A 25,528-nucleotide genomic window follows, 5' to 3' on the forward strand; every position below is an offset into this window, starting at 1 on the left:
GCCACGGCCCCCTCCACCCCCGGAAGAGACGGCATCGGAAGACCCATGGAACCACTGTCCACTCTCATGGAGCAGTACGGCTCGGCCGTGCCGCTCGCGTTCTGGATGAACATCCGGCTGGCCGTCCTGGCCACGCTGGCCTCGTTCGTCTTGGGCGTCGTCCTCGCCCTGTGCCGCATCTCCCCCGTCCCCTCCCTGCGAGCGCTCGGCGCCGGCTATGTCCACATCGTGCGCAACACCCCGTTGACCATCATCATGCTGCTGGGAGTCCTGGCGGTGTGGGGCCAGCTGAAGGTCACCTTCGCGAGCGACTTCACCCTGAACTTCTTCATCTATGCGGTGATCGCGCTCTCCCTGTACCACGCGGCCTTCATGTGCGAGGCCATCCGCTCCGGCGTGAACACGGTCCCACTCGGGCAGGCGGAGGCGGCCCGGGCGATCGGCCTGGGCTTCCTTCCAGCGGCGCGCCACGTCATCCTCCCCCAGGCCCTGCGCGGGGCCATCACCCCGATCGGCAACACCGTGATCGCCCTGACGAAGAACACCACCGTCGCCGCGGCCGCCTCGGTCGCCGAGGCCTCCGGGCTCATGAAGACGATGATCGAGTTCCGCCCGGACATGATGGTGGCCATCTTCCTGACCTTCGCGATCGGCTTCTGCCTGATCGTCATCCCGATCGGCCTGCTCACCACGTGGGCCTCTGACAAGTGGGCGGTGAGCCGATGAGCGCCCAGGCCTCCATCCTCTTCGACGCCCCGGGCCCCGTGGCCCGGCGGCGCGTCCTGGTCCTCAACCTCGTGGCGCTGGCGGCCGTGGTGGCGGTGGCCGCGCTGGTCCTCGTCCGCATGGCCGAGCGCGGGCAGCTGGAACCCCGCCGCTGGAGCGCGGCACTCGACGCGAACGCGTGGTCCAACTACTACGTGCCCGGACTGCAGTTCACCCTGCAGGTGGCCGCGATCGCGGTGGTCACCTCGGTGGCCTTCGGCCTCGTGTTCGGCTTCCTCCGACTGGCGCCCTTCGCGCCGGTCCGGGCGGCGGCCGCCGTGGTGGTCGAGTTCTTCCGCGCCGTGCCGGTGCTCCTGATGATGGTGTTCTTCTACCAGGCCTTCGCCCTCGCAGCGCGCAGCGGCGTGCTCTCCGCCCAGGACGGCCCCTACTACGCCGTCATCCTCGGGCTCACCCTGTACAACGGCTCCGTGATCGCCGAGCTGGTGCGCTCCGGCGTCAAGTCCCTGCCCAAGGGCCAGCGCGAGGCGGCGGCGGCGATCGGCATGACGTCCAACCAGTCCCTGCGCCTCGTGGAGGTCCCCCAGGCCCTCGTCGCCATGCTGCCCTCGCTCCTCAGCCAGTTCGTGGTGATCCTCAAGGACTCCGCGCTCGGCTACCTGATCGGCTTCTTCGAGCTGCTCCAGTACGCCCGGCAGCTCGGCTCGGGCCAGGGGAACATCCTGCAGTCACTGGTGGTGGCCGCGCTCATCTTCATCGCGATCAACGTCCTGCTCACCTGGGTGGCGTCCCGTCTCTCCGGCCTGCTGTCCTCGCGCACCGCGGGCCGGACCAACCCCGCCGCGGGGTCCTCGGCCGTCGCCATCCCGGTGCACGCGAAGCACTGATCCGACCTGCGACGGCCGGCCTCATCTCCGCCCCGCGCGGGCAGGGAGGCCGGCCGTCGTCGTCGGGGAGGGGGCCGCCGCGGTCAGCCCGCCAGCCACCCCGAGAGCGCGTCCAGGCAGGCGTGCACGGCGGCGCGGTCCACGTGCTCGTCGTCGGTGTGGGCCAGCAGGGCGTCGCCGGGGCCGAAGTTCACGGCGGGCACGCCGAGGGCGGAGAAGCGGGCCACATCGGTCCAGCCGTACTTGGGCTTGGGCTCCCCGCCCACGGCGGTCACGAACGCGGCCGCCGCGGGCCGGTCCAGGCCGGGCCGGGCGGCGGCGGAGGCGTCCATGACCTCCACCTGCGCCGTCCAGTCCACCCCGGCACGCTCGAACACCTGACGCACGTGGGCGTGCGCCTCCTCGAGGGTCTTGTCCGGGGCGAAGCGGTAGTTGACGTCCACGTGCGCCGCGTCCGGGATGACGTTGCCGGCCACGCCGCCGGCGATCCGGATGGCGTTGAGGCCCTCCCGGTAGTCCAGGCCCTCCACGGTCACCGTGGCGGGGTCGTACGCGGCGAGGGCGCCCAGCAGGGGGCCGGCCTTGTGGATCGCGTTCTCCCCGCGCCAGGCTCGGCCGGAGTGGGCGGCCACCCCGGCGTAGGAGACGCGGTAGCGGCACGTGCCGTTGCAGCCTCCCTCCACGACGCCGTCGGTGGGCTCCAGGAGGACCGCGAAGTCGCCCTCGAGCAGCTCGGGGGCCTCGCGGACCACGCGGCCGAGGCCGGAGAGATGCGAGGCGACCTCCTCGTTGTCGTAGAACACCCAGGTCACGTCGTGCACGGGGGCCTGTGCGCCCGGCGCGTCCGTGGCGCCGCCGAAGCGGCCGGCGAGGGCGAGCTGCACCGCCACCCCGGACTTCATGTCCACCGCACCGCGGCCGTAGAGCGTGTCCCCGACCCACGCGCTCGGCACGGTGCCGCGCGAACCCGGGACGGTCGGCAACGGCACCGTGTCCAGGTGTCCGGCGAGGATCACGCGGGTGTCCCGGCCCAGCTCGGTGCGGGCGACGACGGTGTCGCCGAGGCGGCGCACGGCGAGGCCTCCGAGCCCGCGCAGGGCGGTCTCCACCGCGTCGGCGAGCGGCCGCTCCTCCCCCGAGACCGAGCGGATGTCCAGCAGGGTGGCGGTCAGCTCCGCGACGTCCAGGTCGGCGGCGGTGAGGTCCGGGAGTGCGGGGGCGGCGTCGAGGGCTGTCATGGCGTCCAGTCTACGGACGCGGTCGGCCCCCGCCCCGGGTCCGGCGGGGCCCGATCGGTAGGCTGGGCCCATGACCGAGACCGCCGCACACCCGTCCCCCGCCTCGACCGCCTCGACCGCCCCCTCCGGCTCCGCCCGCCTCGTGGCCGGCCATGGCCTGGCCACCCGTGCCGCTGACGGCACGGTGCTGGACGTGTGGTTCCCCGCGCCCGTCGCCGGGCCGCTCGCGTCGGCGGACGCCTCCGTCGGCGGCATGCTGGACGGCCTCGCCACGGACGACGCCGACCGCGGCACCACGCAGTCCGTCGTCGCCCTCGAGGTCGACCTGGACGCCGCCCCCGCCTCCCCCGAGGACGCGTGGCTGCGCCTGCATGCGCTCTCCCACCGCCTCGTCCGCCCGAACGAGCTCAACCTCGACGGCGTGTTCGGCCTGCTGGCCAACGTCGTGTGGACCAACCACGGCCCGTGCGCCGTGGACGGCTTCGAGCTGACCCGCGCGAAGCTGCGCGCCCGCGGCTCCGTCACCGTGCACGGCGTGGACAAGTTCCCCCGCATGACGGACTACGTCGTGCCCAGCGGCGTGCGCATCGGCGACGCCGACCGCGTCCGCCTCGGCGCGCACCTCGCCGAGGGCACCACCGTCATGCACGAGGGCTTCGTGAACTTCAACGCCGGCACGCTGGGCCATTCCATGGTCGAGGGCCGCATCTCGGCCGGCGTCGTGGTCGGCGACGGCTCCGACCTCGGCGGCGGCGTCTCCATCATGGGCACCCTCTCCGGCGGCGGCACCCAGAGGATCGTGATCGGCGAGCACGTGCTGCTCGGCGCGAACTCGGGCGTCGGCATCTCGATCGGCGACGACTGCGTGGTGGAGGCCGGTCTCTACGTCACGGCCGGCACGCGCGTCACGGTGCTCCGCGAGGGCGAGGATCCCGCCGTCGTGAAGGCCGTGGACCTCTCCGGGGTCCCGAACCTGCTCTTCCGCCGCCACTCGGGCACGGGCGCCGTCGAGGCCCTGCCGCGCGCCGGGCGCACGGTGGAGCTGAACGCCGCGCTGCACGCGAACGGCTGACCATGAGCGCCCCTGCCGCTCCGCGCCGCCGGCCGTCCCTGGCGCGGCGCGCCCTCGTCACGGCCACGGGCGTGCTCGTGCTCGGCGGCCTCGGGGCGGGCGCGTGGTGGGCCTCGGAGGCCGGCCACGGCCCGCTGCTCGGCCCGGAGGTGTGCCTCGTGATCACCGACGACGGCGCGCACCACCGCCTCTCCCCGGACCGCGCCGCCGTCGCGGGCGTGATCGCAGCGACCGCGCAGGAGCGCGGGCTGCCGCCGCGCGCGGCCACGATCGGGATCGCCACCGGCATCCAGGAGTCGGGCCTGCGGGCCCTCGACCACGGGGACCAGGCCGGCCCCGACTCGCGCGGCGTGTTCCAGCAGCGCCCCTCGCAGGGCTGGGGCACGCAGGAGGAGGTCATGGACCCGGTGTACGCGGCGAACGCGTTCTTCGCCGCGCTGGAGGACATCGCCCCGGACTATCAGGACATGGCCGTCACCGAGGCCGCCCAGGCGGTGCAGCGCTCGGCCTACCCGGACGCCTACGCGGACCACGAGGTCGAGGCCCGCGCCTGGGCCGCCGCGCTCACGGGCGAGTGGACCGAGAAGCTGCGCTGCCGCCTCGACACGCCGGGCGAGGCGGACCCGGAGGGCTTCCTCGCCACCGCGGCGCGCCAGCACCCCTCCGTCGCATGGAGCCGCCCGCCCGAGGACTCGCCGAGCGGCAGGACCGTGGCGGTCGCGGGCGGCACGGGCGGCCTGGACGATGCCGAGGCCCGCTCCCTCGCCGCCTGGTCCGTGGTCAACGCGGACGCCCACGGGGTGCGCACCGTGGAGACCGGGGACCTCGTGTGGGAGCGGTCGGGCGGCGGCGGGTTCGTCAGCCGCGCCGAGGCCGGGATCGATCAGACTCCGGTGGAGGGCGTGCGCGTCACCTTCTGAGCGGCGCGGGTTCGCGCCGACGACGACGCCGGCCCGCCGCCTCCGCGAGGAGGACGACGGGCCGGCGGACCCCCGAGCGGGGCGTGCGGTTCAGCGCTGCGGGTACTGGCGCAGCGGCTCGCCCACGTAGATCTGGCGGGGACGGCCGATCTTGGTGGCCGGATCCTCCATGAGCTCGCGCCACTGGGCGATCCACCCGGGCAGGCGGCCCAGGGCGAAGAGGACGGTGAACATCTTCTCCGGGAAGCCCATGGCCTTGTAGATCACGCCGGTGTAGAAGTCGACGTTCGGGTAGAGCTTGCGCTCCACGAAGTAGTCGTCGGCCAGGGCCTTCTCCTCGAGGCGCTGCGCGATCTCGAGGAGCTCGTCGTTGCCGCCGAGCTTGGCGAGGATGTCCTCGGCGGTCGTCTTGATGATCCTCGCGCGCGGGTCGTAGTTCTTGTACACGCGGTGGCCGAAGCCCATCAGGCGGACGCCGTCCTCCTTGTTCTTCACCTTCTCCATGAAGTCCTCGGGCTTCGTGCCCTCGGCCTGGATCTTGCGGAGCATGTTCAGCACGGCCTCGTTGGCGCCGCCGTGCAGCGGGCCGTAAAGCGCGTTGACGCCCGCCGAGACGGAGGCGAAGAGGTTCGCCTCGGTGGAGCCGACGAGGCGCACCGTGGAGGTGGAGGCGTTCTGCTCGTGGTCCGCGTGCAGCATGAGGAGCAGATCGAGCGCCTTGACCATGTCCGGGTCGATCTCGTACTCCTCGGCGGGCACGCCGAAGCACAGGCGGAGGAAGTTCTCCACGTAGTTCAGGTTGTTGTGCGGGTACATGAAGGGCTGGCCGAGCGACTTCTTGAACGCGTAGGAGGCCAGCACCGGCAGCTTGCCCAGCAGGCGGATGGTGGAGATGTGCACCTGGTCCGGGTCGTGCGGGTCCAGGGAGTCGCCGTAGAACGTGGAGAGGGCGGACACGGAGGAGGACAGCACCGGCATCGGGTGCGCGTCGCGCGGGAAGCCGTTGAAGAACATCTTCAGGTCCTCGTGCACCATGTTGTGGCGGAGGATGTTGGTCTCCCAGTCGGCGAGCGCCTCCTTGGTCTCCGGCAGCTCGCCGTAGATCAGGAGGTAGGCGACCTCCATGAAGGAGGAGTTCGCCGCGAGGTCCTCGATCGCGTAGCCGCGGTAGCGCAGGATGCCCTGGTCGCCGTCGATGTAGGTCACGGCGGACTTGGCGTTCGCGGTGTTCATGAAGCCGGGGTCGTAGGTCACGTCGCCGGTCTCCTTGAGGAGCGGGGCGATCTTGATGCCGTCGTTGCCGGCCGTGGCGCGCTCGATGCCGAGCTCCAGGCTCTTCTCGCCGACATTCAGCCGGACGGACTCGTTCTCAGTCACGGGAAACTCCCTCGTCGTGGTTCATGGATGGCCCCGCGCAGCACGCGAGGATGGGGCACACCGCACGTGGGGACGTCTGCGGCCCACGCTACCAACTCCCGTGCCCGGCGGGGCACGGGGGCGGCGCGGCGGCGACGGTGTCAGTCCCGCGCGGCTGCGCGCTCGGTGAGCCGGCGGGCGGCGCGGGCGACGGCGTCGTCCGAGGCCGTGAGCGCGACGCGCACGTAGCCCTGGCCGGCCGGGCCGTAGAAGACGCCGGGCCCGGCGACGATGCCGAGGTCGGCCAGCGCCCCCAGCAGGTCCCACGAGTCCTGTTCCGTGGCGGCGGACGGGTCGGTGTCTGCGCGGCGCGTCCACAGGTAGAGGCCCGCCTCGGAGTGGTCCACGGCGCAGCCGGCCGCCTCCAGCGCGGGCTTGAGGAGCGCGCGGCGGCGCCGGTAGCGGTCCTTCTGCTCGGCCACGTGCGCGTCGTCGGCCAGGGCCGCGGCCATCGCGTGCTGCACGGGCGCGGGCACGATCATGCCCGCGTGCTTGCGCGTGTTCACCAGGGCGGCCACGAGCGCGGGATCGCCCGCGGCGAACGCCGCGCGGTACCCGGCCAGGTTGGACTGCTTGGAGAGCGAGTACACGCTGAGCAGGCCCGTGAGGTCCCCGCCGGAGACCTCGGGGGCCAGGATGCACGGCACCTGCGTGTCCTCCCATGCATCCCACCCGAGCTCGGCGTAGCACTCGTCGCCGCACACCACGGCGCCGAGGGCGCGGCCCTGGTCCACGATCCGCTTCAGCGCGTCCGCGGCGAGGACGGCGCCCGTCGGGTTGGCCGGCGAGTTGGTCCACACGAGGCGCACGCGGGCGCGCACGTCCGGGTCCAGCTCCTCCAGGTCGTCCGCCGCCACGGCCTGCGCTCCGGCGATCTGCGCACCGATCGCGTACGTGGGGTAGGCGGTGCGCGGGTGCACCACGACGTCGTCCGCACCGAGGCCCAGCAGCGTCGGCAGCCACGCGATGAACTCCTTGGAGCCCACGGAGGGGATGACGGCGTCCGGGTCCAGCCCGGGGACGCCGCGGCGGCGGGCGAACCAGTCCACCACGGCCCCGCGCAGCGCGGCGGTCCCGTGCGTGGTGGGGTACCCGTGGGCGTCGGCGGCCTCGGTGAGGGCGCGCCGGATCAGCTCCGGCGTGGGGTCCACGGGCGTGCCGATGGACAGGTCCACCGTGCCGTCAGGATGCGCGGCCGCGCGCTCACGGTAGGGGGCGAGCGTGTCCCACGGGTAGTCCGGGAGGGTGAGCATGGGCGCTCAGGCGTCCGCGTTCTGCGGCGGCAGGGCGGCGATGATCGGGTGGTCCTTGGCGATCTTGCCCAGCTTGGCCGCGCCGCCCGGGGAGCCGAGGTCATCGAAGAACTCGACGTTGGCCTTGTAGTACTCGGCCCACTCCTCGGGGGTGTCGTCCTCGTAGTAGATGGCCTCCACGGGGCACACCGGCTCGCACGCGCCGCAGTCGACGCACTCGTCCGGGTGGATGTAGAGGGAGCGCTCGCCCTCGTAGATGCAGTCCACGGGGCATTCGTCGATGCACGCCTTGTCCTTGACGTCCACGCATGGCAACGCGATCACATAGGTCATGACTGACCGTCCACCTCTCGTCGGTGATGGGGGTTCGGGGCTTCCGCCCAGGGTACTCTCTCGGTCCGACGCGGGCCCCTGCGCCCGCCCCGGGCGGCGAGGGCCGGCAGCACCACGCCGAGCACGGGCAGGCCCGCGATCCAGGCCACCGAGGCCAGTGCGGCGCCCGGCATCGCCGCGAACACGTCCGGCGTCCACGGCAGGCCCAGGCGGTCCGTCGCCGGCAGGCGGCAGAGCGCGAGCGCGGCGGTGAACGCGCCCACCGCGACGGCGGCGCCGGCCGGGAGGGCCCGCCCGCCGGCGTCGGCGGTGCGGCGCATCCACCACCACTGGGCGGACCCCGCCAGCAGCAGCGCCAGGGCGGCGCCCCACGGCAGGGTCCAGGCGCCCGCGAGCGGGGCCGCGTTCAGGTGGGTGGCGGTGCCGAGGGCGCCGACTCCCAGGCCGAGCAGCACCCCGCCGACGGCGGACGCCGCCGGCGGGGTGGGCCGCTCGGCGGACGTGTCAGGCACGGGCGCGCTGGCGGGCGGCCTTGTTGCGCTCGTTGGCGTCCAGGATCACCTTGCGGATGCGGATCGACTCCGGGGTGATCTCCACGCACTCGTCCTCGCGGGCGAACTCGAGGGACTCCTCGAGGGTGAGGATGTGCGGCGGGGTGAGGCCCTCGAAGTTGTCGGCCGAGGCCGATCGCATGTTCGTGAGCTTCTTCTCCTTGGTGATGTTGACGTCCATGTCGTCCGCGCGCGAGTTCTCGCCGACGATCATGCCCTCGTACACCTCAGAGCCCGGATTGATGAAGAACGTGCCGCGCTCCTGCAGGTTGATCATGGCGAACGGCGTGGCGGTGCCCGCGCGGTCGGCCATGAGCGAGCCGTTGGTGCGGTACTCGATCTCCCCGGCCCACGGCTCGTAGCCGGCGGCCTCGGAGGAGGCGATGCCGGCGCCGCGGGTCTCCGTGAGGAAGCGCGTGCGGAAGCCGATCAGGCCGCGGGCGGGCACGAGGAACTCCATGCGGATCCAGCCGGTGCCGTGGTTGGACATCTCCTGCATGCGGCCCTTGCGGGCGGCCATGAGCTGTGTGACGCCGCCCATGAACTCGTCCGGGATGTCGATGGTCATGCGCTCCATGGGCTCGTGGACCTTGCCGTCCACGGTCTTGGTGACCACCTGGGGCTTGCCGACGGTGAGCTCGAAGCCCTCGCGGCGCATCTGCTCCACGAGGATGGCCAGGGCGAGCTCGCCGCGGCCCTGGACCTCCCACGCGTCGGGGCGCTCGGTGGGGAGCACCTTGAGGGACACGTTGCCGATGAGCTCCTTGTCCAGGCGGTCCTTCACCTGGCGCGCGGTGACCTTGGCGCCCTTGACGCGGCCGGCCAACGGGGACGTGTTGATGCCCACGGTCATGGAGATGGCCGGATCGTCCACCGTGATGAGCGGCAGGGGCTTGGGGTTCTCGGCGTCGGTGAGCGTCTCGCCGATCATGATGTCCTCGATGCCGGCCACGGCGACGATCTCGCCCGGGCCGGCGGACTCCGCGGGGACCCGCTCGAGGCCGCGGGTGGCGAGGAGCTCGGTGATCTTGACGTTCTTCAGCTGGCCGTCCTGGCGGGCCCAGGCCACGGTCTGCCCCTTCTTGAGGGTGCCGTTGAAGATGCGCAGCAGCGCGAGGCGGCCCAGGAACGGGGAGGCGTCCAGGTTGGTCACGTGGGCCTGCAGGACCTCGCCCTCCGTGAAGGTGGGGGCGGGGATGTTGGACATGATCACCTTGAACAGCGGCTCGAGGTCCTCGGCGTCCGGCAGGGCGCCGTCCTCGGGCTGGTTCACGGAGGCGCGGCCGGCCTTGCCGGAGGCGAACACGACGGGCACGTCCAGCACGGCGTCCAGGTCCAGGTCCGGGTCCTCCTCGGCGAGGTCCGAGGCCAGGCCGAGCAGCAGGTCCATGGAGTCGGAGACGACGCCGTCGATGCGGGCGTCCGGGCGGTCGGTCTTGTTGACCACGAGCACCACGGGCAGCTTGGCCGCGAGGGCCTTGCGCAGCACGAAGCGGGTCTGGGGCAGCGGGCCCTCGGACGCGTCCACGAGCAGGACGACGCCGTCCACCATGGACAGGCCGCGCTCCACCTCGCCGCCGAAGTCGGCGTGGCCGGGGGTGTCGATCACGTTGATGGTGACGGTCTCGCCCTCGGGGGCCGACGGGCCGGAGTAGAACACCGTGGTGTTCTTGGCGAGGATGGTGATGCCCTTCTCACGCTCGAGGTCGCCGGAGTCCATGACGCGCTCGGCCACGTCGCCGTGCGCGGCGAAGGATCCGGTCTGGCGGAGCATGGCGTCCACGAGGGTGGTCTTGCCGTGGTCCACGTGGGCCACGATGGCCACGTTGCGCAGATCGGAGCGGCGGGTTTCGGTCGAGGTCATGGGGGTCCTGTCCGGTTCGGCAGTCAAAGAGGCGGGGCGCACGACGACGGCGGCCCCGGTGCGATCATACGCGCCGGGGCCGCCGCCGTCGGGCCGGGGGACGGACGGGGCGACCGTCCGGTCCGTCAGTACACGCCCTCGCCGAGGGAGGCGAGGAACTCGCGGCGCTGCTGACGCCGCTCGGCCTGCTGGTCCGGGTCCGGCACGGGGGCCGCGGCCAGGAGCCGGCGGGTGTACTCCTCGCGCGGGTGGTGCAGCACCTCCTCCACGGGACCCTGCTCCACCTGCTTGCCGTCCTTGAGCACGAGCACCTTGTGCGCCAGCATGTCCACCACCGCCAGGTCGTGGGACACGAAGAGGCACGCGAACTCGTAGCGGTGCTGCAGCTCGGCGAACATGTCGAGCACGGCGGCCTGGACGGAGACGTCCAGCGCCGACGTGGGCTCGTCCGCGATCAGCACCTCGGGATCCAGGGTCAGCGCACGCGCGATGGAGATGCGCTGGCGCTGGCCGCCGGAGAGCTCGTGCGGGAAGCGGTTCACCACGCTGCGCGGCAGCTTCACCGCGTCCAGGAGCTCCTCGGCGCGGGCCAGGCGCGAGCGCCGGTCCCCCACGCCGTGGACCACCATGGGCTCGGTGATGATGTCGCCGATCGGGAAGCGCGGGTCCAGCGAGGCCGCCGGGTCCTGGAACACGACGCCGATCCGGCGACGCAGGGCCTTCTGCTGCGCCTTCGGGATCGTCGCGAGGTCCTCGCCCTGGATGCGCAGGGCACCCGAGGCGATCGGGAGGAGCCCGAGCACGGACTTCGCGATCGTGGACTTGCCCGAGCCGGACTCGCCCACGAGGCCCAGGATCTCCCCGGGCGCCACCGTGAAGCTGACGTCGTGCACCACGCGGTTCCTCTTGCCCCGGTGGTCGTACTCGAGGTTGAGGTTCTCCGCCTCGATCGCGTACCGGGCCCGCGTCTGCGTGGAGGTGACGGGCTCCGGCTCGGCCACCTGGTAGGCGGCGCCCAGCCGGGGCACGGCCGAGAGCAGCTTCTGCGTGTAGGGGTGCTGCGGGTGCTGGAGCACCTGGTGCACGGAGCCCTGCTCCACGAGCTCGCCGTGGAGCATCACACACACGCGGTCCGCCATGTCCGCGACCACGCCCATGTTGTGCGTGATCAGCAGGATGCCGGTGTTCATCTTGCTCTTCAGCGAGCGCAGCAGCTCCAGGATCTCCGCCTGGACGGTCACGTCGAGGGCCGTGGTGGGCTCGTCGGCGATGATCATCTTCGGCGAGCAGCTGATGGCCATCGCGATCACGATGCGCTGGCGCTGGCCGCCGGAGAACTGATGCGGGTACTGCTTGAGACGGTTCTCCGGGTCCGGGATGCCCACCATGGTGAGCAGCTCGATCGCGCGCTTGTCCGCCTCCGTGCCGAAGGCGAGCCCGTGCAGCTCGAGGGCCTCCGTGAGCTGGTCGCCCACCGTGAGCACGGGGTTCAGGGCGGTCATGGGCTCCTGGAAGACCATGGCCACGTCCTTGCCGCGCACCGAGCGCAGCCGTCCCGGGGACATCGTGAGGATCTCCTGGCCGGCCAGGCGCACCGAGCCGGTGATGTCCGCGTTCGAGGGCAGCAGGCCCATCGCGGTGGAGCTGGTCACGGACTTGCCCGAGCCGGACTCGCCCACGAGCGCCACGACCTCGCCGGGCTTGACGTCGAACGTCACGCCCTTCACGGCGTGGACCGGGCCGAACTCGGTGCTGAACTGCACGTCCACGTCCTTGAACGCGAGCACGGGCTCGCCGGCGCGGTCGTCGTGGCGGGTGACCACACCGATCGCGCTCGTGGTCGGCCCCGCGACGACGCCCTCGCTCGCGGGCTCGACGACGGTGCGCTCGCCGACCACGGGGGCGGCCGGGCGGACGTCTGCCGCATCCGCGGACGCGGTGCCCGAGGAGCCGGGCACCGCGGCACCCACGGCGTCGAGGTCGACGGCGGAGGAGCCGTGCGTCCCGGCGGCGTCGACGCCGTGCGGTCCCACCTCGGGGAAGTCCGCCGCGGTGACGGGGCCGTCGGTCGGGGCCGGCTGCGTCAGCGCGGTCTCGGTGGCCGGGGCCACGTCCTTCTTCTTCTTTCCGAACATGAAACGGCCTTTCTTGTCGTTCGCGCTCGAGCTCACAGTGCGCCGCCTCCGTCACGGCCGCGACGGGCGTCGGCCTCGGTCGGCGCGACGTCCTCGGCGGCATCGACGTCCTCGGCGGCGCGGGCCGTCGGGGCGGTCTGCAGGCCGCCGGCGGTGACGGCGCCGGCCTCGGTCACGGCGGCGCGTCGGCCGAAGAGGCCGCGCTTGGGGCGCCCGGCGCCGGCCTGGCGCGGGTCGAAGGCGTCGCGGAGGCCGTCGCCGAGGAAGTTCACGGAGAGGGCGACGGCGAGGATGATCATGCCCGGCCACCAGAACAGCCACGGACGCGTGGTGAAGGAGTTCTGGTACTGGCTGATGAGCACGCCCAGGGAGGTGTCGGGGGGCTGCACGCCGAAGCCGAGGAAGGACAGCGAGGTCTCCAGCAGCACAGCGCCGGCGATCGCGAAGGTGGCGTTCACCACGATCACGCCGATCGTGTTGGGAAGCAGGTGCTTGAGGATGATGCGGCCCGAGGAGGCGCCCATCGCGGTGGCCGCGGCCACGTACTCCTTCTCCCGGAGGGAGAGCACCTCACCGCGCACGAGGCGGGCCAGCGATGTCCAGGACACGAGCCCGAGCACCACCGCGAGGGGGAAGATGCCCATCTTCAGCCCGGCCGCCATCTGGCCGAGCACGGCCGCGAGGACGAGCAGCGGGATGACGATGATCAGGTCGGTCAGGCGCATCAGCACCGAGTCGACCCAGCCGCCGAAGTAGGCGGAGACGGCGCCGATGAGCGCGCCGATCACCGTGGACAGCAGGCCCACGATGATCGCGATGATCATCGACTGCTGGGTGCCGCGCATCACGAGGGCGAAGTAGTCCTTGCCCGTCGACTCCTGACCGAAGGGGTGTTCGCCCCATCGGATGCCCTCGCCGCCCAGGAACTGAGGGACGAGCGACATGGTGGGGCGCCCCTCGTTCACGATCGGGGCGGCGTCGGTGTAGGTCTTGTCCCACCAGCCGGGCAGGCCGCCGTAGCCGATGGAGGTGAAGGCCATGATCGCCACGAACGCGAGCACCACGAGGGAGATCATCGCGGCCTTGTGACGGAAGAAGCGCTTCCGGACCAGCGCGCCCTGCGAGAAGGACTTGCCGGAGGTCTGCCGCAGCTTGGCGTCCTCGGCCTCGGCCAGGTCGAAGATCTGCTGCGCCTCGGTCTTCGAGACCGGCGTGGAGGTGTTGTCAGTCGTCATGGGGCTCTCACACTCGGATTCGGGGGTCGAGGACGGCGTAGAGCACGTCCGCCACGAGGTTCATCAGCACGGCGGCGGTGCCGGTGACGAGGAAGAAGGCCATGACGGGCATGGGGTCCACCTCGCGCAGGCCGGTGGCGAAGAGCTCACCCATGCCCTTCCAGCCGAACACCTGCTCCGTGATCACCGCGCCGCCGATCAGGCCCGCGAAGTCGAAGGCCATGATGGTGGTGATGGGGATGAGGGAGTTGCGGAACGCGTGCTTCAGGATCACCTGGCGCTCGCCCAGGCCCTTGGCCCGGGCCGTGCGGATGTAGTCCTGGCGCGAGACCTCGAGCATGGAGGAGCGCGTGTACCGCGAGTACGTGGCCACCGAGATGATGGTCAGCAGGATGGTCGGCAGGACGAGCTGCGCGCCGCGGTCCAGGAAGAGCACCCAGAAGTGGCCCTCCATGTTGGGGGTGCCCGAGCCGATCACGGAGATCGGGCGGGGCTTCATGCGCAGGAGCGTCGGCCAGTAGTTCATCAGGTGCTCGGCCACGATGGCCACGCCCATCAGGAGCGCCGTCACGATGGAGACGGCGACGGCGGAGCCCTTGGAGAAGCCGCCGAGGAGGCGTCCCACGACGATGGCCACCAGGATCGTGAGCACCCCGAGGCCCGCGAGCAGCAGCCCGGAGGGGTTGGTCATCAGCAGGCCGTAGGTGGCGTAGTAGCCGACCATGCCCAGGGCCACGGTGACGAGCGCCGCCTTGAGCACCGAGCGGTTGCGCAGGCCGGCGACCACGATGGTGGCCCCGACGGCGACGGCCAGGCCGATGAGCAGCTGGACGATCGGGCCCATCCGCGGGTTGCGCCAGAAGTCCATCGCGAACAGCAGCCAGCCGACCAGGACCACGAAGGCCGCGGTGGTGGCGAAGGTGAAGAGCCGGCGCTTGGCGTCGCCGGCCATGACCGCCTGCAGCATCAGGCCGGCGATCAGCGCGGCCAGGAGCAGGGCCGGCCAGCTGAGCGTCGGGTCCGCGATCCAGTCGTTGAACCGGATGCCCAGGTACTCCTTCAGGATCACCGCGGCCCAGAAGACGGGCAGGGAGAAGAAGAGGAAGATCAGGAACGTCACCGCGTAGTCGAGGCCCGAGTACTGGCGGATGGCGGTGATGATGCCCACCGCGACGCCGATGATGATGGCGAGCACGGTGGCCAGCACGACGAGTCGCAGGGTGGAGGCGGCGGCCAGGCTGAGCAGCTCGCCGACCGGCTGGCCGGAGCGGTTCGTGCCGAGGTCGCAGCTGCCCGTGACGCAGCCGCCCACGCCCTTCAGCCAGTCCCAGTAGCGGACGTACCACGGCTGGTCGAGGTTCATGAAGGCGGTGCGGGTGGCGATCAGGTTCTCGCGGTTGTTGCTCTGCGACTCCCGCAGGTCCTCGAGGGGGTCACCGGAGTGGACCGTGAGGAAGAAGAGGAGGATCGAGGCGCCGAACAGCACGAGGATCGAGCTGCCGAGGCGCTTGAGGATGAATTTCAGCACAACAGGGGGTGGCCTTCCGTGCGCGTGCGGAGGATAGAGGAGGTGCGGCGGAGCCGCGGTTCACGGAGAGAGCCCGGCCGGGTCACGGCCGGGCTCTCACCGGGGTCTGCGGCGCGTGCCCATCACTGGAGGGCATCACGCGTGCAGGGCGTCAGCCACGCGTCACTGGACGCGCTTCCACTGCTCCACGTTCCACAGCGCGCCCGACTGGGCGGCGGTGTCGCGGACGTTGGCGACGTTCGCGTTGTGGCCCACGATACCGGGGTGCGCGTACAGCGGGATGGCCTGGAAGTCCTCCCACAGCAGCTTCTCGATCTTCTTGACCTGCTCGAACTGCTCGGCCTCGTCCAGGGAGGAGGCGAGCTTGTCCCACGCGGCGTCGACCTCGGGGTTCGAGTAGTTCATCTGGTTCTGGGCGCCGGTGGTCTTGTAGATGTTGGCACCGGAGGCCTTCTGGCCGGAGCCGGACCACGCGAAGAGCGCGGCGTCGAAGTCGCCCGCGGGGAGGACCTCCTTGAAGAACACGGTGCTGTTCGTGTCCTGGATGTCGAAGCCGGCCTGGTCGCACGAGGACTTGATGAGCGCGACGGTCTCGGTGCGGCGCGGGTTGCCGGCCTGGTATCCGAGGCGGACGGTCGGCTTGTCCACGCCCGACTTCTCGACGAGCTCCTTCGCCTTCTCGATGTTCGGCTGGTCCAGCTCGGTGTTGTAGGACTCGGCGATGACCTCGTCGTACGTGTCCTGGAAGGGGAACACCTCGCGGGCGTTCATGACCTTGGCCTCGGGGTAGATGGGCTTGATCAGCTTGTCCACGATGTCCTGGCGCGGCACGCAGAGGGCGAACGCCTCGCGCAGCTCCGGGCTGTCCGCGAACACGGAGCCCTTGCCGCGGTTGTAGTCGATGTGCTCCCAGGTCAGCTGGTCGCCGGTCTGGATGTTGACCTGGTCGCCGAGGCCCTTGAGCTGTTCCAGGGTGTCCACGGTGGCCTGCGGCTCGATGACGTCGAGGTCGCCGTTCTGCAGAGACTGCACGTGGGTCTTCGGGTCGGCGAAGCGGAGCACGAGCTCCTTCGTGGCGGCGGGGGTGCCCCAGTACTCCGGGTTGGCCTCGAGCGTGATGCTCTGGCCGGCCTGCCAGCCGTTCTCCTTGAACTTGTAGGGGCCCATGGAGGGGGTCAGCGCCGGGTCCGGGAGCTCGCCGGGGTTGAAGTCCCACTTCTCGTTCCAGAACTTGGCGGCCGGCGCGAGGGCCTCGGCGTCCTTGGCCTTGGCGGCGTCGACGAGCTCGGTGAGCTCCATGCCCGACTGCTCGGCGATCACGTGGGCCGGCAGGGCGGAGCCGATGAGGATCTCCCAGTCCGCGTAGGGCTCGGCGTAGGTGACAGTGAACTCCTTGCTGTCCGCCTCGCCCTCCGGGGCCTCCGGGATGTAGGTGCCGGGGTCACCCGTGATGGAGTCGAACAGCGGGGGCAGGTTGCCCTCCTCGTCCTTCTCGCCGTTCGGATCGGTGATGGTGGGATTGTCCGCGGCCCACTGCACGATGAAGTCGGCGGCGGTGACAGGAGTGCCGTCGGACCACTTCGCGTCCTCGTTGATCGTGTACTTGACCTTGAGCGGGTCGTCCGAGACCTTCTCGTACTTGCCGAAGTCCTCGTTGCGGATGATGGAGCCGTCCGTGCCGAAGTAGTAGAAGCTGGAGAACATGCGGTCGACCACGGCGGAGTTGTACGTGGTGTACGTGTTGGACTGCACGCCGTTGTAGGAGAGGAAGTCGTCCGCGCCCACGGAGTAGGCGATCGAGCCGTCCTCGGTCTTGACGTCGCCGAGGTCGGCCATGGAGGGGCCGTCGGCCTTGGCGGTGAGCTTCTGACCCTTGTCGCCCGTCAGGACCTCGCCGGAGCCGGACGCGGAGGCGTCGCCGGAGCCGGCGGCCTCGGAGCCGTCGCCCGAGGCGGCCGGCCCGGCCGGGGCGCACGCGGAGAGCATCAGGGCGGAGCCGGCGGCGAGGGCCGCGGCGGCGGAGAGCTTGGTGTACTTCATGGAAGGGGCTTCCAATCATCAGAAGGTGCAATGGGCGCCTCCCCCTTCGTGCGCCGCAAGGGGCTTCCAGGGTTCGAGACGGCCTCCGGACCGGCCCTAGTCAGGGCCTCTCCGTGAGATGCACCACACTGTAGCTGGATCGGGCCGGAATGCGAAAGCACCGTCACACGGGTGTCATTCGGCACCCGCCGGAATGCCTCTGCTCACGCCGCCGCACCCCCACGCTCTTTGAGGAGCGTCCGCACCGCCCACGCGCCGGACATGCCGTGCACGCCGGCCCCGGGCGGGGTCGAGGAGGAGGCCAGGTAGAGCCCCGGGCGTCCCGCGCGGTGCGGACGCAGGCTCGCGGTGGGGCGGGCGAGGAACTGGGCCCCGCCCATGGATCCGCCCGCGATGTCCCCGCCCACGAGGTTGGGATTCCACGCCTCCAGGTCCGCCGGACGCGTGGCGTGCGCCCGGACGATCCGGTCCCGGAAGCCGGGAGCATGGCGCTCGATCTGCGCCTCGATCACGGGGCGCACGTCGCCCGGATGGCCGTGCGGCACGTGGGCGTAGGACCACACCACCGTGCGCCCCTCGGCGGCCCCCGTGGCGCGGGAGGGATCGGCGGACTGCTGCTGGCACAGCATCACGAACGGCCGCTCGGGCATGCGGCCGGCCGCCGCCTCGGCCTCGGCGTGCTGGATCTGCTCCGCCGTCCCCCCGAGGTGGACGGTGCCCGCGCCGCCGAGCCGCGCGTCGCGCCAGGGGATGGGCCCGTCGAGGAGGAAGTCCACCTTGGACACGGCGGCGCCGTAGCGCCACCGGCGAAGGCGGCGCGCGTAGGAGGCAGGGAGGTCCGCGCCCCGCATTCCCAGCACCTGACGGGGCGTCAGGTCGAGCAGGACGGCGTCGGCCTCGGGCAGGGAGCGCAGGTCCGTCACCTCGTGGCCCAGGTGCAGGCGGCCGCCGTGCGCCTCGAGCACCTTCACGAGCGCCGCCACGATGGAGCCGGAGCCCCCCTCCGCCACCGGCCATCCGGTGCTCATGCCGAGGGCCCCGAACAGGGCACCGAACGCGCTCGTGAGCGGCCGTCCGGGCGGCATCATGGCGTGGACGGAGGAGCCGGTGTAGAGCGCGCGGGCCTGCTCCGTGCGGAACACCGTCCGGGCCAGCAGGGCCGCGGGCCATGGGGCGCGCACCCCGAACCGGGCCATCGTCACGGGGTGCGGCCAGGGGCGCACCATGGGGCCCAGCACGTTCTCCACGATCTCAGCGGGGTGCCCCACCACCGCGCGGTGGAGGAGCCGCCAGGCCCGCGCGTCCTCGCCCAGCCCGTCGGCGGTGGCGTCGAGGTCGCGGTGGAGGATGGCTGCCGGCCCGTCCTGCAGCGGGTGGCCCATGGGCACCGCGGGGTGCACCCACCGCAGCCCGTGCGCCGTGAGGTCGAGCTCGTGGAAGGCCGGGCTCACCACGCCGAACGGATGTCCGGCGGCGCCGAGGTCCACCACGGTCCCCTCCCCCAGCACGGGCGCGGAGGCCGAGGCGCCGCCGGGCGCCGCATTGCGCTCGTAGACGTCCACCTCCCAGCCGGCGCGGGCCAGCAGGGCCGCCGCGGTGAGGCCGTTGGGGCCGGAGCCGACCACCACCGCGCGGCCGGGGTCGACGTCCGGCAGGTCGAAGCCGGTGCCGAGGGTGGGGGCGATGTGGGACACGGGGACCTCCGGTGCGGGTCGTCGGACTGCGGCGCCGGGCTCCCGGCGGGGCCGCCGGTCCCGGTCTCCGTAGGATGGTCGCACGCCGCTGGCCCCGTCCGCAGGAGGTGATCGTCGGGTGGATCCCTTCTGGACCGCTGTGGCCCTGACGTGCTTCGCCGGCGCCGCGACGGTGCTGGGAGGCCTGCTCGCCGTCGTCGGGCGCCCGCCCACGGGGCGTGGGCTCGGCTTCGCGCTGGGGCTGGCCGCGGGCGTCATGGTCGGCGTGTCCGCCCTCGAGATGGTGCCCGTGTCCGTCGCGGACCTGGCCCCGAGCCTCGGCCCGCTGGCCTTCCCCGCGGCCGCCGCCGCGGTCCTTGCCGGCGCCGGCGTGGTCCTTCTCCTCAGCCGCCTCCTCCCCTGCCCCGCCGACCTCCCGGCGGCGTCCCCGCGGGCGGACGCGTCCTCCCCGGCCCTCGACGCCCGGCGGCTGCACCGTCTGGGCCTGATGACAGCCGGGGCGATCGGCCTGCACAACGCCCCCGAGGGGTTCGTCACGTTCGCCGGCACGCTGCAGGACCCGGCCGTGGGCGTGGCGCTCGCCGTCGCGATGGCCGTGCACAACGTGCCGGAGGGCGTGGCCGTGGCCGTCCCGGTGCGCGAGGCCACCGGATCGCGGGCGCGCGCATTCGGATGGGCGGCCCTCACCGGGCTCGCGGAGCCCGTCGGCGCCGTGGTGCTCTACCTGCTGCTCTCCCCGTTCATCACCCCGGCCCTGCTGGCGGTGGTGTTCGCCGCCGTCGCCGGGGTGATGACGGCCCTCAGCCTGGCCGCCCTGCTGCCCGCGGCGCGCGCGGCCGGAGGCCTTCCCACCGCCGGGGCAGGCGCGCTGAGCGGCGCCGCGGTGATGGCCCTGTCCCTCGCACTGCTCGGCTGACCCGACCCTGCGTCGCACGGCTCAGTGGACGAGCGCCTCCTGCAGCACGGCCTCGGCCTCGCGTTCCTCGCCGCCCGCGGTCTGCCACGTCACGGTGATGCGGGCCCCCACGTTGTGGTCGTTCACCAGGCGGGACATCGCGCTGGCGTCCCCGCCCACGTCCTGGCCGTCGATCGCCAGGATGAGGTCGCCCGGCACCAGGCCGATCCCGTCCCCCGCGGAGTCCGGGGCGACCTCCAGGACGCTGACGCCCTCGGGCGCCGAGGCGACGACGATGCCCAGCGCGCCGTCCGCGCCGATGCTCACCGTGTCCGTCTCCTCGCCGGAGAGCACCTGCTCCACGACGGAGAGCGCCACGGGCAACGGGATCGCGTACCCGTCCACGTCCTGCGCGGTGGTGCCGTCGCTCGCAGCCACGGTCACGGCCACCACCTGGCCGTCCGCGTCCACGAGGGGGCCGCCGGAGTAGCCCGGCACCACGTCCGCGTCCGTCTGCACCAGACCGGTGAGGCGCGCGTAGTCGTCCGTGCCCTCGGTGGCGGCCATGATCGAGCGGCCGGTGCCGAGCACCTCGCCCCGCACCGCGGTGAGGAACCCCTGCCCGCTGCCGTTGCCCACGGCCGCCACCTCGGCGCCGCGGCGGAGCGGGCCCGTGGACACGCTCGCGACCTCCAGGTCGTCCACGCCGTCGACGTCCAGCACCGCGATGTCGTGCTGGGCGTCCCTGCCGAGCACGGTGGCTGCGTGGCGCTCCCCGGTGTCCGCCACGGTCACGAAGACACGGGAGGAGTCCTCCACCACGTGGTAGTTGGTCACCGCGAGCCCGTCCGCGGAGAGCACGATCCCGGTGCCCGTGCCCATCATCGAGCCCAGCACCGTGTCCACCAGCAGCACCCCGGGCGCGTCGGTGACCTCCACGCCCGCGTCGAGGCCCTCGCCGCTCCCCCCGGGGGCGGACCAGTCGACGGCGATCCCGTCGTGGACGCCCTCGAGCGCTGCGGTCAGCTCGCTCGCGTCCGCGGTGGGCGGGGCGGCGCCGCCCGCGCCGGCGTCGGACCGCCCCGCGGAGGACGCGGACGGGCGGTCGGCCGCGGCCAGGTCCCGGATCTCACCGGTCACGAGGAGGGTGACGCCCACCGCGAGGACGATCGCGCCGAGCACGCCCAGGACGGAGACGAGCGTCGCCAGCGGGGAGCGGCGTCGTCGGGCGCCGCGGGGAGGCCATCCGGCGGGCGGCCCGCCCGATGGAGGCATGGCCGTGCTCAGGCGCGCACGGCGGCCAGCGCCGCCTCGTAGTCCGGCTCCGCGGTGATCTCGGGGACCAGCTCGGTGTGCACCACGCGGCCCTCCGGGTCCACCACGACGACGGCGCGCGCCAGCAGCCCGGCCATGGGGCCGTCCGCCAGCTCGACGCCGTAGACGGCCCCGAAGTCGGAGCGGAACACGGAGGCCGGGCGCACGTTCTCGATGCCCTCGGCGGAGCAGAAGCGAGCGGCGGCGAACGGCAGGTCGGCGGAGACGGCGAGGACCGTGGTGTCCTCCAGGTCCGCCGCGCGCTCGTTGAAGGTCCGCACCGAGGCGGCGCACACCCCCGTGTCCAGAGAGGGGAAGACGTTGAGCACCACCGTGCGTCCCGTCAGGTCCGCGAGGGACACGGGAGCGAGGTCCTGGCCGACGAGCGTGAACGCCGGAGCCTGCTCACCGGGCGAGGGGAGCTCGCCGACGGTGTGGACGGGGGTGCCGCGGAAGTGGGTGGTCGCCATGGTGGACAGCCTAGGATGAGCGCGAGCCGCCGCGGCGCGTCCGCGCCCGGAGTCGGCGGTGGGCGAACAGGAGAGAGCCGCCGTGCATGAACCCCTGACCTCGAACGTCACCGACGTCGCGCTGCTGTTCGAGGGGGGCGGCATGCGCGCCTCCTACACCTCCGCCGTGGTGGCCGAGCTGCTGCGCGAGCGGATCCACGTGGACTTCGTGGCCGGGATCTCGGCCGGCTCCTCCAACTCGGTGAACTACCTGGCGCGGGACGCCGAGCGGGCCCGCGCCGCGTTCGTGGACTTCGCGGACGACCCGAGGTTCGGGAACTGGCGCACGTGGGTGCGCGGCAAGGGCCTGTTCAACGCCGAGTACATCTATGAGCACGCCGGGCTGCCGGAGGCGGACCTGCCCTTCGACTTCGCCACGTTCGAGGCCAACCCGGCCCGCCTCGTGCTGGCCGGCTTCGACGCCCGCACCGGCGAGACCCGCTGGTGGGACCGCTCCGACATGACCTCGCTCGGCGACCTGATGGTGCGCGTGCGCGCCTCCTCCACGATGCCGGTGCTCATGCCCCCCGTGCACGCGGAGGGCACGGTCTTCGTGGACGGCGCCCTCGGCGTGGACGGCGGCGTGCCCGTCACGGCCGCGGATCGGGCGGGGTTCACGAAGCTGCTCGTCGTGATGACCCGCGAGCGCGGGTACGTGAAGCGACCCGAGCGCTTCCCCGCCTTCTACCAGCGGACCTTCCGCCGCTACCCGGCCGTGGCCGAGGCCCTCCTCACGCGGTGGCGGCGCTACAACGCCACGCGCGAGCGCCTCTTCGAGATGGAGCGCTCCGGCGACGCCTACCTGTTCGTCCCGGAGACCATGCCGGTCTCCAACGGCGAGCGCTCCGTGGCGAAGCTGGCGGCGGCCCACGCGCTCGGGCTGGAGCAGGCGCGCCGCGAGATGCCCGCGATCCGGGAGTTCCTGGGGCTCTGAGGGCTCACCCGGCGCCGCCGGCCGAGTCGGGCAGCCCGAACACCGAGTCGAACACGAACGCGTACACGGCCGCATAGACGAGGAAGAACACCAGCAGGCCCGCCTCGATGAGGAACGCCTCCCACAGGCTCACACCGAGGATGAGCGCCACAGCGGGGACGAGGAAGAGGATGAGACCCCCCTCGAACCCCACCGCGTGCAGGGCGCGCACCCACCAGGGGCGGCCGGCGATGCCCGCGGTGCGCTCCCACCGCTCGAAGAGGGAGTTGTAGACCACGTTCCAGATCAGCGCCACGGTCGAGGACACCACGGCGACCGCGAGCGAGGACCCTCCGGGCTTGCCCAGCGCCGCCAGGATCCCCGTGGTGAAGAGGATGGCCAGCGCCTCGAAGACCACGGCGTACACGACGCGGCGCTGCAGCGGCGTGCGGAAGACCCGGCGGGCCACGAGGGCGCGGCGGCCGCCGGGGCCGCGGGGAGCGGACGGGGAGAGGACGGGATCGGTGGGCATCGCGGCTCACCCTAGCGACTTCCGCCGCCGACGACCTCGAGCTCTCCGGCATGGCCGCGTGGCTGCGCCATCAGGCGGACGAGGAGATCGTCCACGCCAACACGTTCATCGACCACGTCACGGACCGCGACGGCTTCGCCCGCATCGGCGCGATCGCCGCCCCGCCCGAGGCGAAGGGCATGACCGCCCTGCAGATCTACGAGGCGGCCCTCGCCCACGAGCAGAAGGTGTCCGAGTCCATCCGCGACCTCTACCGCGCCACCGAGGCCGCCGGTGACCTCAACTCCCGCCCGCTGCTCAACTGGTTCCTGGACGAGCAGGTCGAGGAGGAGTCCACCGTCTCCGAGATCGTGGGCCAGTTGAGGCTCGTGGGCGACGACGGCTCGGGCCTGCTGCGCATCGACGCCCGCCTCGGCCAGCGCCCGGTGGAGACCACCGAGAGCGCCTGACCCCTCCCCCGGTCCGAACGGACCGGCGCCGACCGGAGGCGCGCGGGTCGTTATGCTCGACTCGCGCGCTTCCGCGCGTCGGCGCCCCGTGCGTCCCCCCGCACCCCAGGAGGAACTATGAGCGGTCTCGTCGCTCTGCTCGATGACGTCGCAGCCCTGGCACGCCTCGCCGCCGCCAGCGTGGACGACGTCGCCGCCGGCGCCGGACGCGCCTCGGTCAAGGCCGCCGGCGTGGTCATCGACGACGCGGCCGTGACGCCGCAGTACATGGCCGGTGCGGCGGCGAACCGCGAGCTGCCCATGATCTGGAGGATCGTGAAGGGCTCGCTGCGCAACAAGCTGGTCTTCATCCTCCCCGGCCTGCTGATCTTGGACTGGATCGCCCCGTGGGCCCTGCCCTGGCTGCTCCTCGCCGGCGGCACCTACCTCTCCTACGAGGGCGCCCACAAGGTCTGGGGCAAGCTGACCGGCCACCATGAGGAGACGGACGCCCCCGCCGTCGAGCAGGGCCCGGAGGCCGAGGACAAGGTGGTGCGCGGCGCAGTGACCACCGACTTCATCCTCTCCCTCGAGATCATGGTGATCTCCATGAACGAGGTGGCGGACCAGGGCTTCTGGCTCAAGGCCGGGATCCTCGCCGTGGTGGCGGTCTTCATCACGCTCGCCGTCTACGGTGCGGTGGCGGCCATCGTGAAGATGGACGACGTCGGCCTGCACATGAACCAGAACGCCCGCACCTCCGGTGCCCGCTCGTTCGGCCACGGCCTGGTGAAGGCCATGCCCATCGTGATGACCGTGATCACCGTGATCGGCACCGTCGCGATGCTGTGGGTGGGCGGCCACATCGTGCTGATGGAGCTCTCGGCGCTCGGCCTGCCGTGGCTGTACGACGCCCAGCACCACCTCGTGGAGCCCGTCACCCAGGCCGCCGGCTCCGTGCTCGGCTGGCTCGTGGAGACCCTGAGCTCCGCCCTGTGGGGCCTGATCTGGGGCTCGGTCGCCGTGGCCGTCATGGCCGTGGTCGGCCGCCTGCGGGGCAAGAAGGAGACCCTGCAGCACTGACCTCGCGTCGGACGCAGGAAGGGCGCCGTCGGATCCTCTCCGACGGCGCCCTCGGCGTCTGGGGGGGCGGGTCAGTCCGCCGTGAGGAAGGTGCGCACGGCGGAGACGAACGCCTCCGGCTGGTCGGCGTGCACCCAGTGCGAGGCGTCGCGGACCATGACGCGCACGACGCGCGGGAAGAGCGCCTTCATCTCCGGGACGTCCTCGTCGAGGATGTAGTCCGACTTCTCGCCGCCGAGCCACAGCACGGGGTGGTCGAACACGCGGTCCGGGTCCTCGGGGACGACCGGGTCCGGGAACCGCCCGACCTCCTCGAGGTGCTCGAAGAGCATCCGCACGTTGGGCTGCCATGAGAAGTGCCCGCCCTCGCGGCGCAGGTTCTGGAGGAGGAAGCCGCGCACACGTTCGTCGTGGACGTGCTCGGCCATCGCCGCGTCCGCCTCGGCGCGCGTGGAGTAGGCACCGAGGTCCATCTCCAGCATGGTGCCGAGCAGGTGCACGAACTCGTCCGTGGCCGAGGGGGACATGCGCGGGGAGATGTCCACCACCACGAGCCGCTCCACGAGATCAGGGTGGCGCAGCGCGAGGACCATGGCCACCTTGCCGCCCATCGAGTGGCCGAGCAGGTGCACGGGCCCGTCCGCGGCGAGCCCGGCGCGCAGGTGCTCGGCCACGCGGTCGGCCATCCCGGGGTAGTCCACCGCGTCGGTCCACGGCGACTGGCCGTGGTCCGGGAGGTCCACGAGCTCGAGCGTGAAGTCGTCGGCGAGCGCGTTCGCCACGCCCGTGAAGTTGCGGCCGCGGCCCATGAGGCCGTGGAGGAACGCGACGCGGTGCGGGCCCGATCCCACCGTCGTGGAGGCGAGGGGCTCGGCGTCGGTGGACGGGGAGGAGGAAGAGGAGTCGGTGGTCGGCACGGGCTCCAGGGTAGTGCCGCGCGGGCCGAGGGGCGCGGCGTCCTC

22 protein-coding genes and 1 pseudogene are annotated in these 25,528 nt (G+C 72.3%); 8 read left to right on the forward strand and 15 right to left on the reverse strand.

The features are described from left to right. The first annotated feature begins 45 nt into the window (after positions 1-45). Together LG274_RS04305 and LG274_RS04310 are read left to right on the forward strand one after the other, a co-directional pair. Positions 46-726: an amino acid ABC transporter permease gene (locus tag LG274_RS04305; RefSeq protein WP_298712011.1), complete on the forward strand. Its 681-nt coding sequence runs from the start codon at positions 46-48 to the stop codon at positions 724-726. Then, entirely contained in the window at positions 723-1,613 is an 891-nt protein-coding gene (locus LG274_RS04310) for an amino acid ABC transporter permease (protein WP_298712006.1), read from the forward strand. Before LG274_RS04305 ends, LG274_RS04310 begins: the two co-directional genes overlap by 4 nt. Before the next feature lie 83 nt (positions 1,614-1,696). Here the strand turns inward: LG274_RS04310 and dapE are convergent, their stop codons facing one another. Then, positions 1,697-2,851: a succinyl-diaminopimelate desuccinylase gene (gene dapE, locus LG274_RS04315; protein WP_404465601.1), complete on the reverse strand. Its 1,155-nt coding sequence runs from the start codon at positions 2,849-2,851 to the stop codon at positions 1,697-1,699. A gap of 70 nt (positions 2,852-2,921) precedes the next feature. On the opposite strand from dapE, the gene dapD reads away from it, so the two are divergent. Then, a complete protein-coding gene (gene dapD, locus LG274_RS04320; protein ID WP_404465603.1) occupies positions 2,922-3,923 on the forward strand; it encodes a 2,3,4,5-tetrahydropyridine-2,6-dicarboxylate N-succinyltransferase in 1,002 nt (333 codons plus the stop codon). Positions 3,924-3,925: 2 nt separating this feature from the next. Next, complete coding sequence (locus LG274_RS04325; RefSeq protein ID WP_404465605.1) at positions 3,926-4,843, forward strand: hypothetical protein; 918 nt, start codon at positions 3,926-3,928, stop codon at positions 4,841-4,843. A 90-nt stretch (positions 4,844-4,933) separates the two neighbouring features. Here LG274_RS04325 and LG274_RS04330 read toward each other — a convergent pair whose 3' ends face one another. From LG274_RS04330 to LG274_RS04375, 10 genes are all read right to left on the reverse strand, one after another. Next, complete coding sequence (locus tag LG274_RS04330) at positions 4,934-6,220, reverse strand: citrate synthase (protein WP_404465607.1); 1,287 nt, start codon at positions 6,218-6,220, stop codon at positions 4,934-4,936. Between the two features lie 140 nt (positions 6,221-6,360). After that, complete coding sequence (dapC, locus tag LG274_RS04335) at positions 6,361-7,512, reverse strand: succinyldiaminopimelate transaminase (protein WP_404465609.1); 1,152 nt, start codon at positions 7,510-7,512, stop codon at positions 6,361-6,363. 6 nt (positions 7,513-7,518) lie between these two features. Then, positions 7,519-7,845, reverse strand: a complete 327-nt coding sequence (fdxA, locus tag LG274_RS04340; protein WP_248117572.1) for a ferredoxin — start codon at positions 7,843-7,845, stop codon at positions 7,519-7,521. Further along, complete coding sequence (locus LG274_RS04345) at positions 7,842-8,357, reverse strand: hypothetical protein (RefSeq protein WP_404465611.1); 516 nt, start codon at positions 8,355-8,357, stop codon at positions 7,842-7,844. Before LG274_RS04345 ends, fdxA begins: the two co-directional genes overlap by 4 nt. Continuing rightward, a complete protein-coding gene (gene typA / locus LG274_RS04350) occupies positions 8,350-10,260 on the reverse strand; it encodes a translational GTPase TypA (RefSeq protein WP_248117568.1) in 1,911 nt (636 codons plus the stop codon). Before typA ends, LG274_RS04345 begins: the two co-directional genes overlap by 8 nt. 125 nt (positions 10,261-10,385) lie before the next feature. Then, entirely contained in the window at positions 10,386-12,395 is a 2,010-nt protein-coding gene (locus tag LG274_RS04355; protein ID WP_404466004.1) for an ABC transporter ATP-binding protein, read from the reverse strand. Between the two features lie 32 nt (positions 12,396-12,427). After that, complete coding sequence (locus LG274_RS04360) at positions 12,428-13,630, reverse strand: ABC transporter permease (RefSeq protein WP_343282012.1); 1,203 nt, start codon at positions 13,628-13,630, stop codon at positions 12,428-12,430. A 7-nt stretch (positions 13,631-13,637) separates the two neighbouring features. Next, on the reverse strand, positions 13,638-15,158 hold the full coding sequence (locus LG274_RS04365; protein WP_404465615.1) for an ABC transporter permease: 1,521 nt from the start codon (positions 15,156-15,158) through the stop codon (positions 13,638-13,640). A 162-nt stretch (positions 15,159-15,320) separates the two neighbouring features. After that, the gene (locus LG274_RS04370) at positions 15,321-17,198 is read right to left on the reverse strand and encodes an ABC transporter family substrate-binding protein (RefSeq protein ID WP_404465617.1); all 1,878 of its coding nucleotides are present in this window, start codon (positions 17,196-17,198) and stop codon (positions 15,321-15,323) included. 203 nt (positions 17,199-17,401) lie between these two features. After that, on the reverse strand, positions 17,402-18,892 hold the full coding sequence (locus LG274_RS04375) for an NAD(P)/FAD-dependent oxidoreductase (protein ID WP_248117544.1): 1,491 nt from the start codon (positions 18,890-18,892) through the stop codon (positions 17,402-17,404). A gap of 118 nt (positions 18,893-19,010) precedes the next feature. Between LG274_RS04375 and LG274_RS04380 the strand changes: the two genes are divergently transcribed. Beyond that, positions 19,011-19,808, forward strand: a complete 798-nt coding sequence (locus LG274_RS04380; protein ID WP_404465619.1) for a ZIP family metal transporter — start codon at positions 19,011-19,013, stop codon at positions 19,806-19,808. Positions 19,809-19,829: 21 nt separating this feature from the next. Here the strand turns inward: LG274_RS04380 and LG274_RS04385 are convergent, their stop codons facing one another. Both LG274_RS04385 and tpx read right to left on the reverse strand, forming a co-directional pair. Next, positions 19,830-21,062: a S1C family serine protease gene (locus LG274_RS04385; RefSeq protein ID WP_366370944.1), complete on the reverse strand. Its 1,233-nt coding sequence runs from the start codon at positions 21,060-21,062 to the stop codon at positions 19,830-19,832. 8 nt (positions 21,063-21,070) lie between these two features. Beyond that, positions 21,071-21,571 carry a thiol peroxidase gene (gene tpx, locus LG274_RS04390; protein WP_248117532.1) on the reverse strand — a complete coding sequence of 167 codons (501 nt, stop codon included), beginning with the start codon at positions 21,569-21,571 and terminating at the stop codon, positions 21,071-21,073. Positions 21,572-21,653: 82 nt separating this feature from the next. On the opposite strand from tpx, the gene LG274_RS04395 reads away from it, so the two are divergent. After that, the gene (locus LG274_RS04395) at positions 21,654-22,544 is read left to right on the forward strand and encodes a patatin family protein (protein ID WP_298711965.1); all 891 of its coding nucleotides are present in this window, start codon (positions 21,654-21,656) and stop codon (positions 22,542-22,544) included. Between the two features lie 4 nt (positions 22,545-22,548). Here the strand turns inward: LG274_RS04395 and LG274_RS04400 are convergent, their stop codons facing one another. Then, positions 22,549-23,055 (reverse strand): PACE efflux transporter, encoded by a 507-nt coding sequence (locus LG274_RS04400; RefSeq protein ID WP_298987556.1) that lies wholly within the window; start codon positions 23,053-23,055, stop codon positions 22,549-22,551. A 23-nt stretch (positions 23,056-23,078) separates the two neighbouring features. Here LG274_RS04400 and LG274_RS04405 point away from each other — a divergent pair. After that, positions 23,079-23,504, forward strand: a pseudogene (locus tag LG274_RS04405) (ferritin); the annotation flags it as partial. A 117-nt stretch (positions 23,505-23,621) separates the two neighbouring features. Further along, positions 23,622-24,566 (forward strand): DUF808 domain-containing protein, encoded by a 945-nt coding sequence (locus tag LG274_RS04410; RefSeq protein WP_298711962.1) that lies wholly within the window; start codon positions 23,622-23,624, stop codon positions 24,564-24,566. Positions 24,567-24,637: 71 nt separating this feature from the next. Here the strand turns inward: LG274_RS04410 and LG274_RS04415 are convergent, their stop codons facing one another. Next, entirely contained in the window at positions 24,638-25,483 is an 846-nt protein-coding gene (locus LG274_RS04415; RefSeq protein ID WP_404465623.1) for an alpha/beta fold hydrolase, read from the reverse strand. Positions 25,484-25,528 lie beyond the last annotated feature (45 nt).

The organism is Micrococcus antarcticus, from assembly GCF_044872765.1.
In the GTDB taxonomy this organism is placed as follows: Bacteria; Actinomycetota; Actinomycetes; order Actinomycetales; family Micrococcaceae; genus Micrococcus.

Excerpts from the sequence above, each read along its gene's own strand:
- LG274_RS04305 (WP_298712011.1), top strand. The coding sequence starts at position 46 with ATGGAACCACTGTCCACTCTCATGGAGCAGTACGGCTCGGCCGTGCCG.
- LG274_RS04310 (WP_298712006.1), top strand. The coding sequence starts at position 723 with ATGAGCGCCCAGGCCTCCATCCTCTTCGACGCCCCGGGCCCCGTGGCC.
- dapE (WP_404465601.1), bottom strand. The coding sequence starts at position 2,851 with ATGACAGCCCTCGACGCCGCCCCCGCACTCCCGGACCTCACCGCCGCC.
- dapD (WP_404465603.1), top strand. The coding sequence starts at position 2,922 with ATGACCGAGACCGCCGCACACCCGTCCCCCGCCTCGACCGCCTCGACC.
- LG274_RS04325 (WP_404465605.1), top strand. The coding sequence starts at position 3,926 with ATGAGCGCCCCTGCCGCTCCGCGCCGCCGGCCGTCCCTGGCGCGGCGC.
- dapC (WP_404465609.1), bottom strand. The coding sequence starts at position 7,512 with ATGCTCACCCTCCCGGACTACCCGTGGGACACGCTCGCCCCCTACCGT.
- fdxA (WP_248117572.1), bottom strand. The coding sequence starts at position 7,845 with ATGACCTATGTGATCGCGTTGCCATGCGTGGACGTCAAGGACAAGGCG.
- typA (WP_248117568.1), bottom strand. The coding sequence starts at position 10,260 with ATGACCTCGACCGAAACCCGCCGCTCCGATCTGCGCAACGTGGCCATC.
- LG274_RS04355 (WP_404466004.1), bottom strand. The coding sequence starts at position 12,395 with ATGTTCGGAAAGAAGAAGAAGGACGTGGCCCCGGCCACCGAGACCGCG.
- LG274_RS04360 (WP_343282012.1), bottom strand. The coding sequence starts at position 13,630 with ATGACGACTGACAACACCTCCACGCCGGTCTCGAAGACCGAGGCGCAG.
- LG274_RS04370 (WP_404465617.1), bottom strand. The coding sequence starts at position 17,198 with ATGAAGTACACCAAGCTCTCCGCCGCCGCGGCCCTCGCCGCCGGCTCC.
- LG274_RS04385 (WP_366370944.1), bottom strand. The coding sequence starts at position 21,062 with ATGCCTCCATCGGGCGGGCCGCCCGCCGGATGGCCTCCCCGCGGCGCC.
- tpx (WP_248117532.1), bottom strand. The coding sequence starts at position 21,571 with ATGGCGACCACCCACTTCCGCGGCACCCCCGTCCACACCGTCGGCGAG.
- LG274_RS04400 (WP_298987556.1), bottom strand. The coding sequence starts at position 23,055 with ATGCCCACCGATCCCGTCCTCTCCCCGTCCGCTCCCCGCGGCCCCGGC.
- LG274_RS04410 (WP_298711962.1), top strand. The coding sequence starts at position 23,622 with ATGAGCGGTCTCGTCGCTCTGCTCGATGACGTCGCAGCCCTGGCACGC.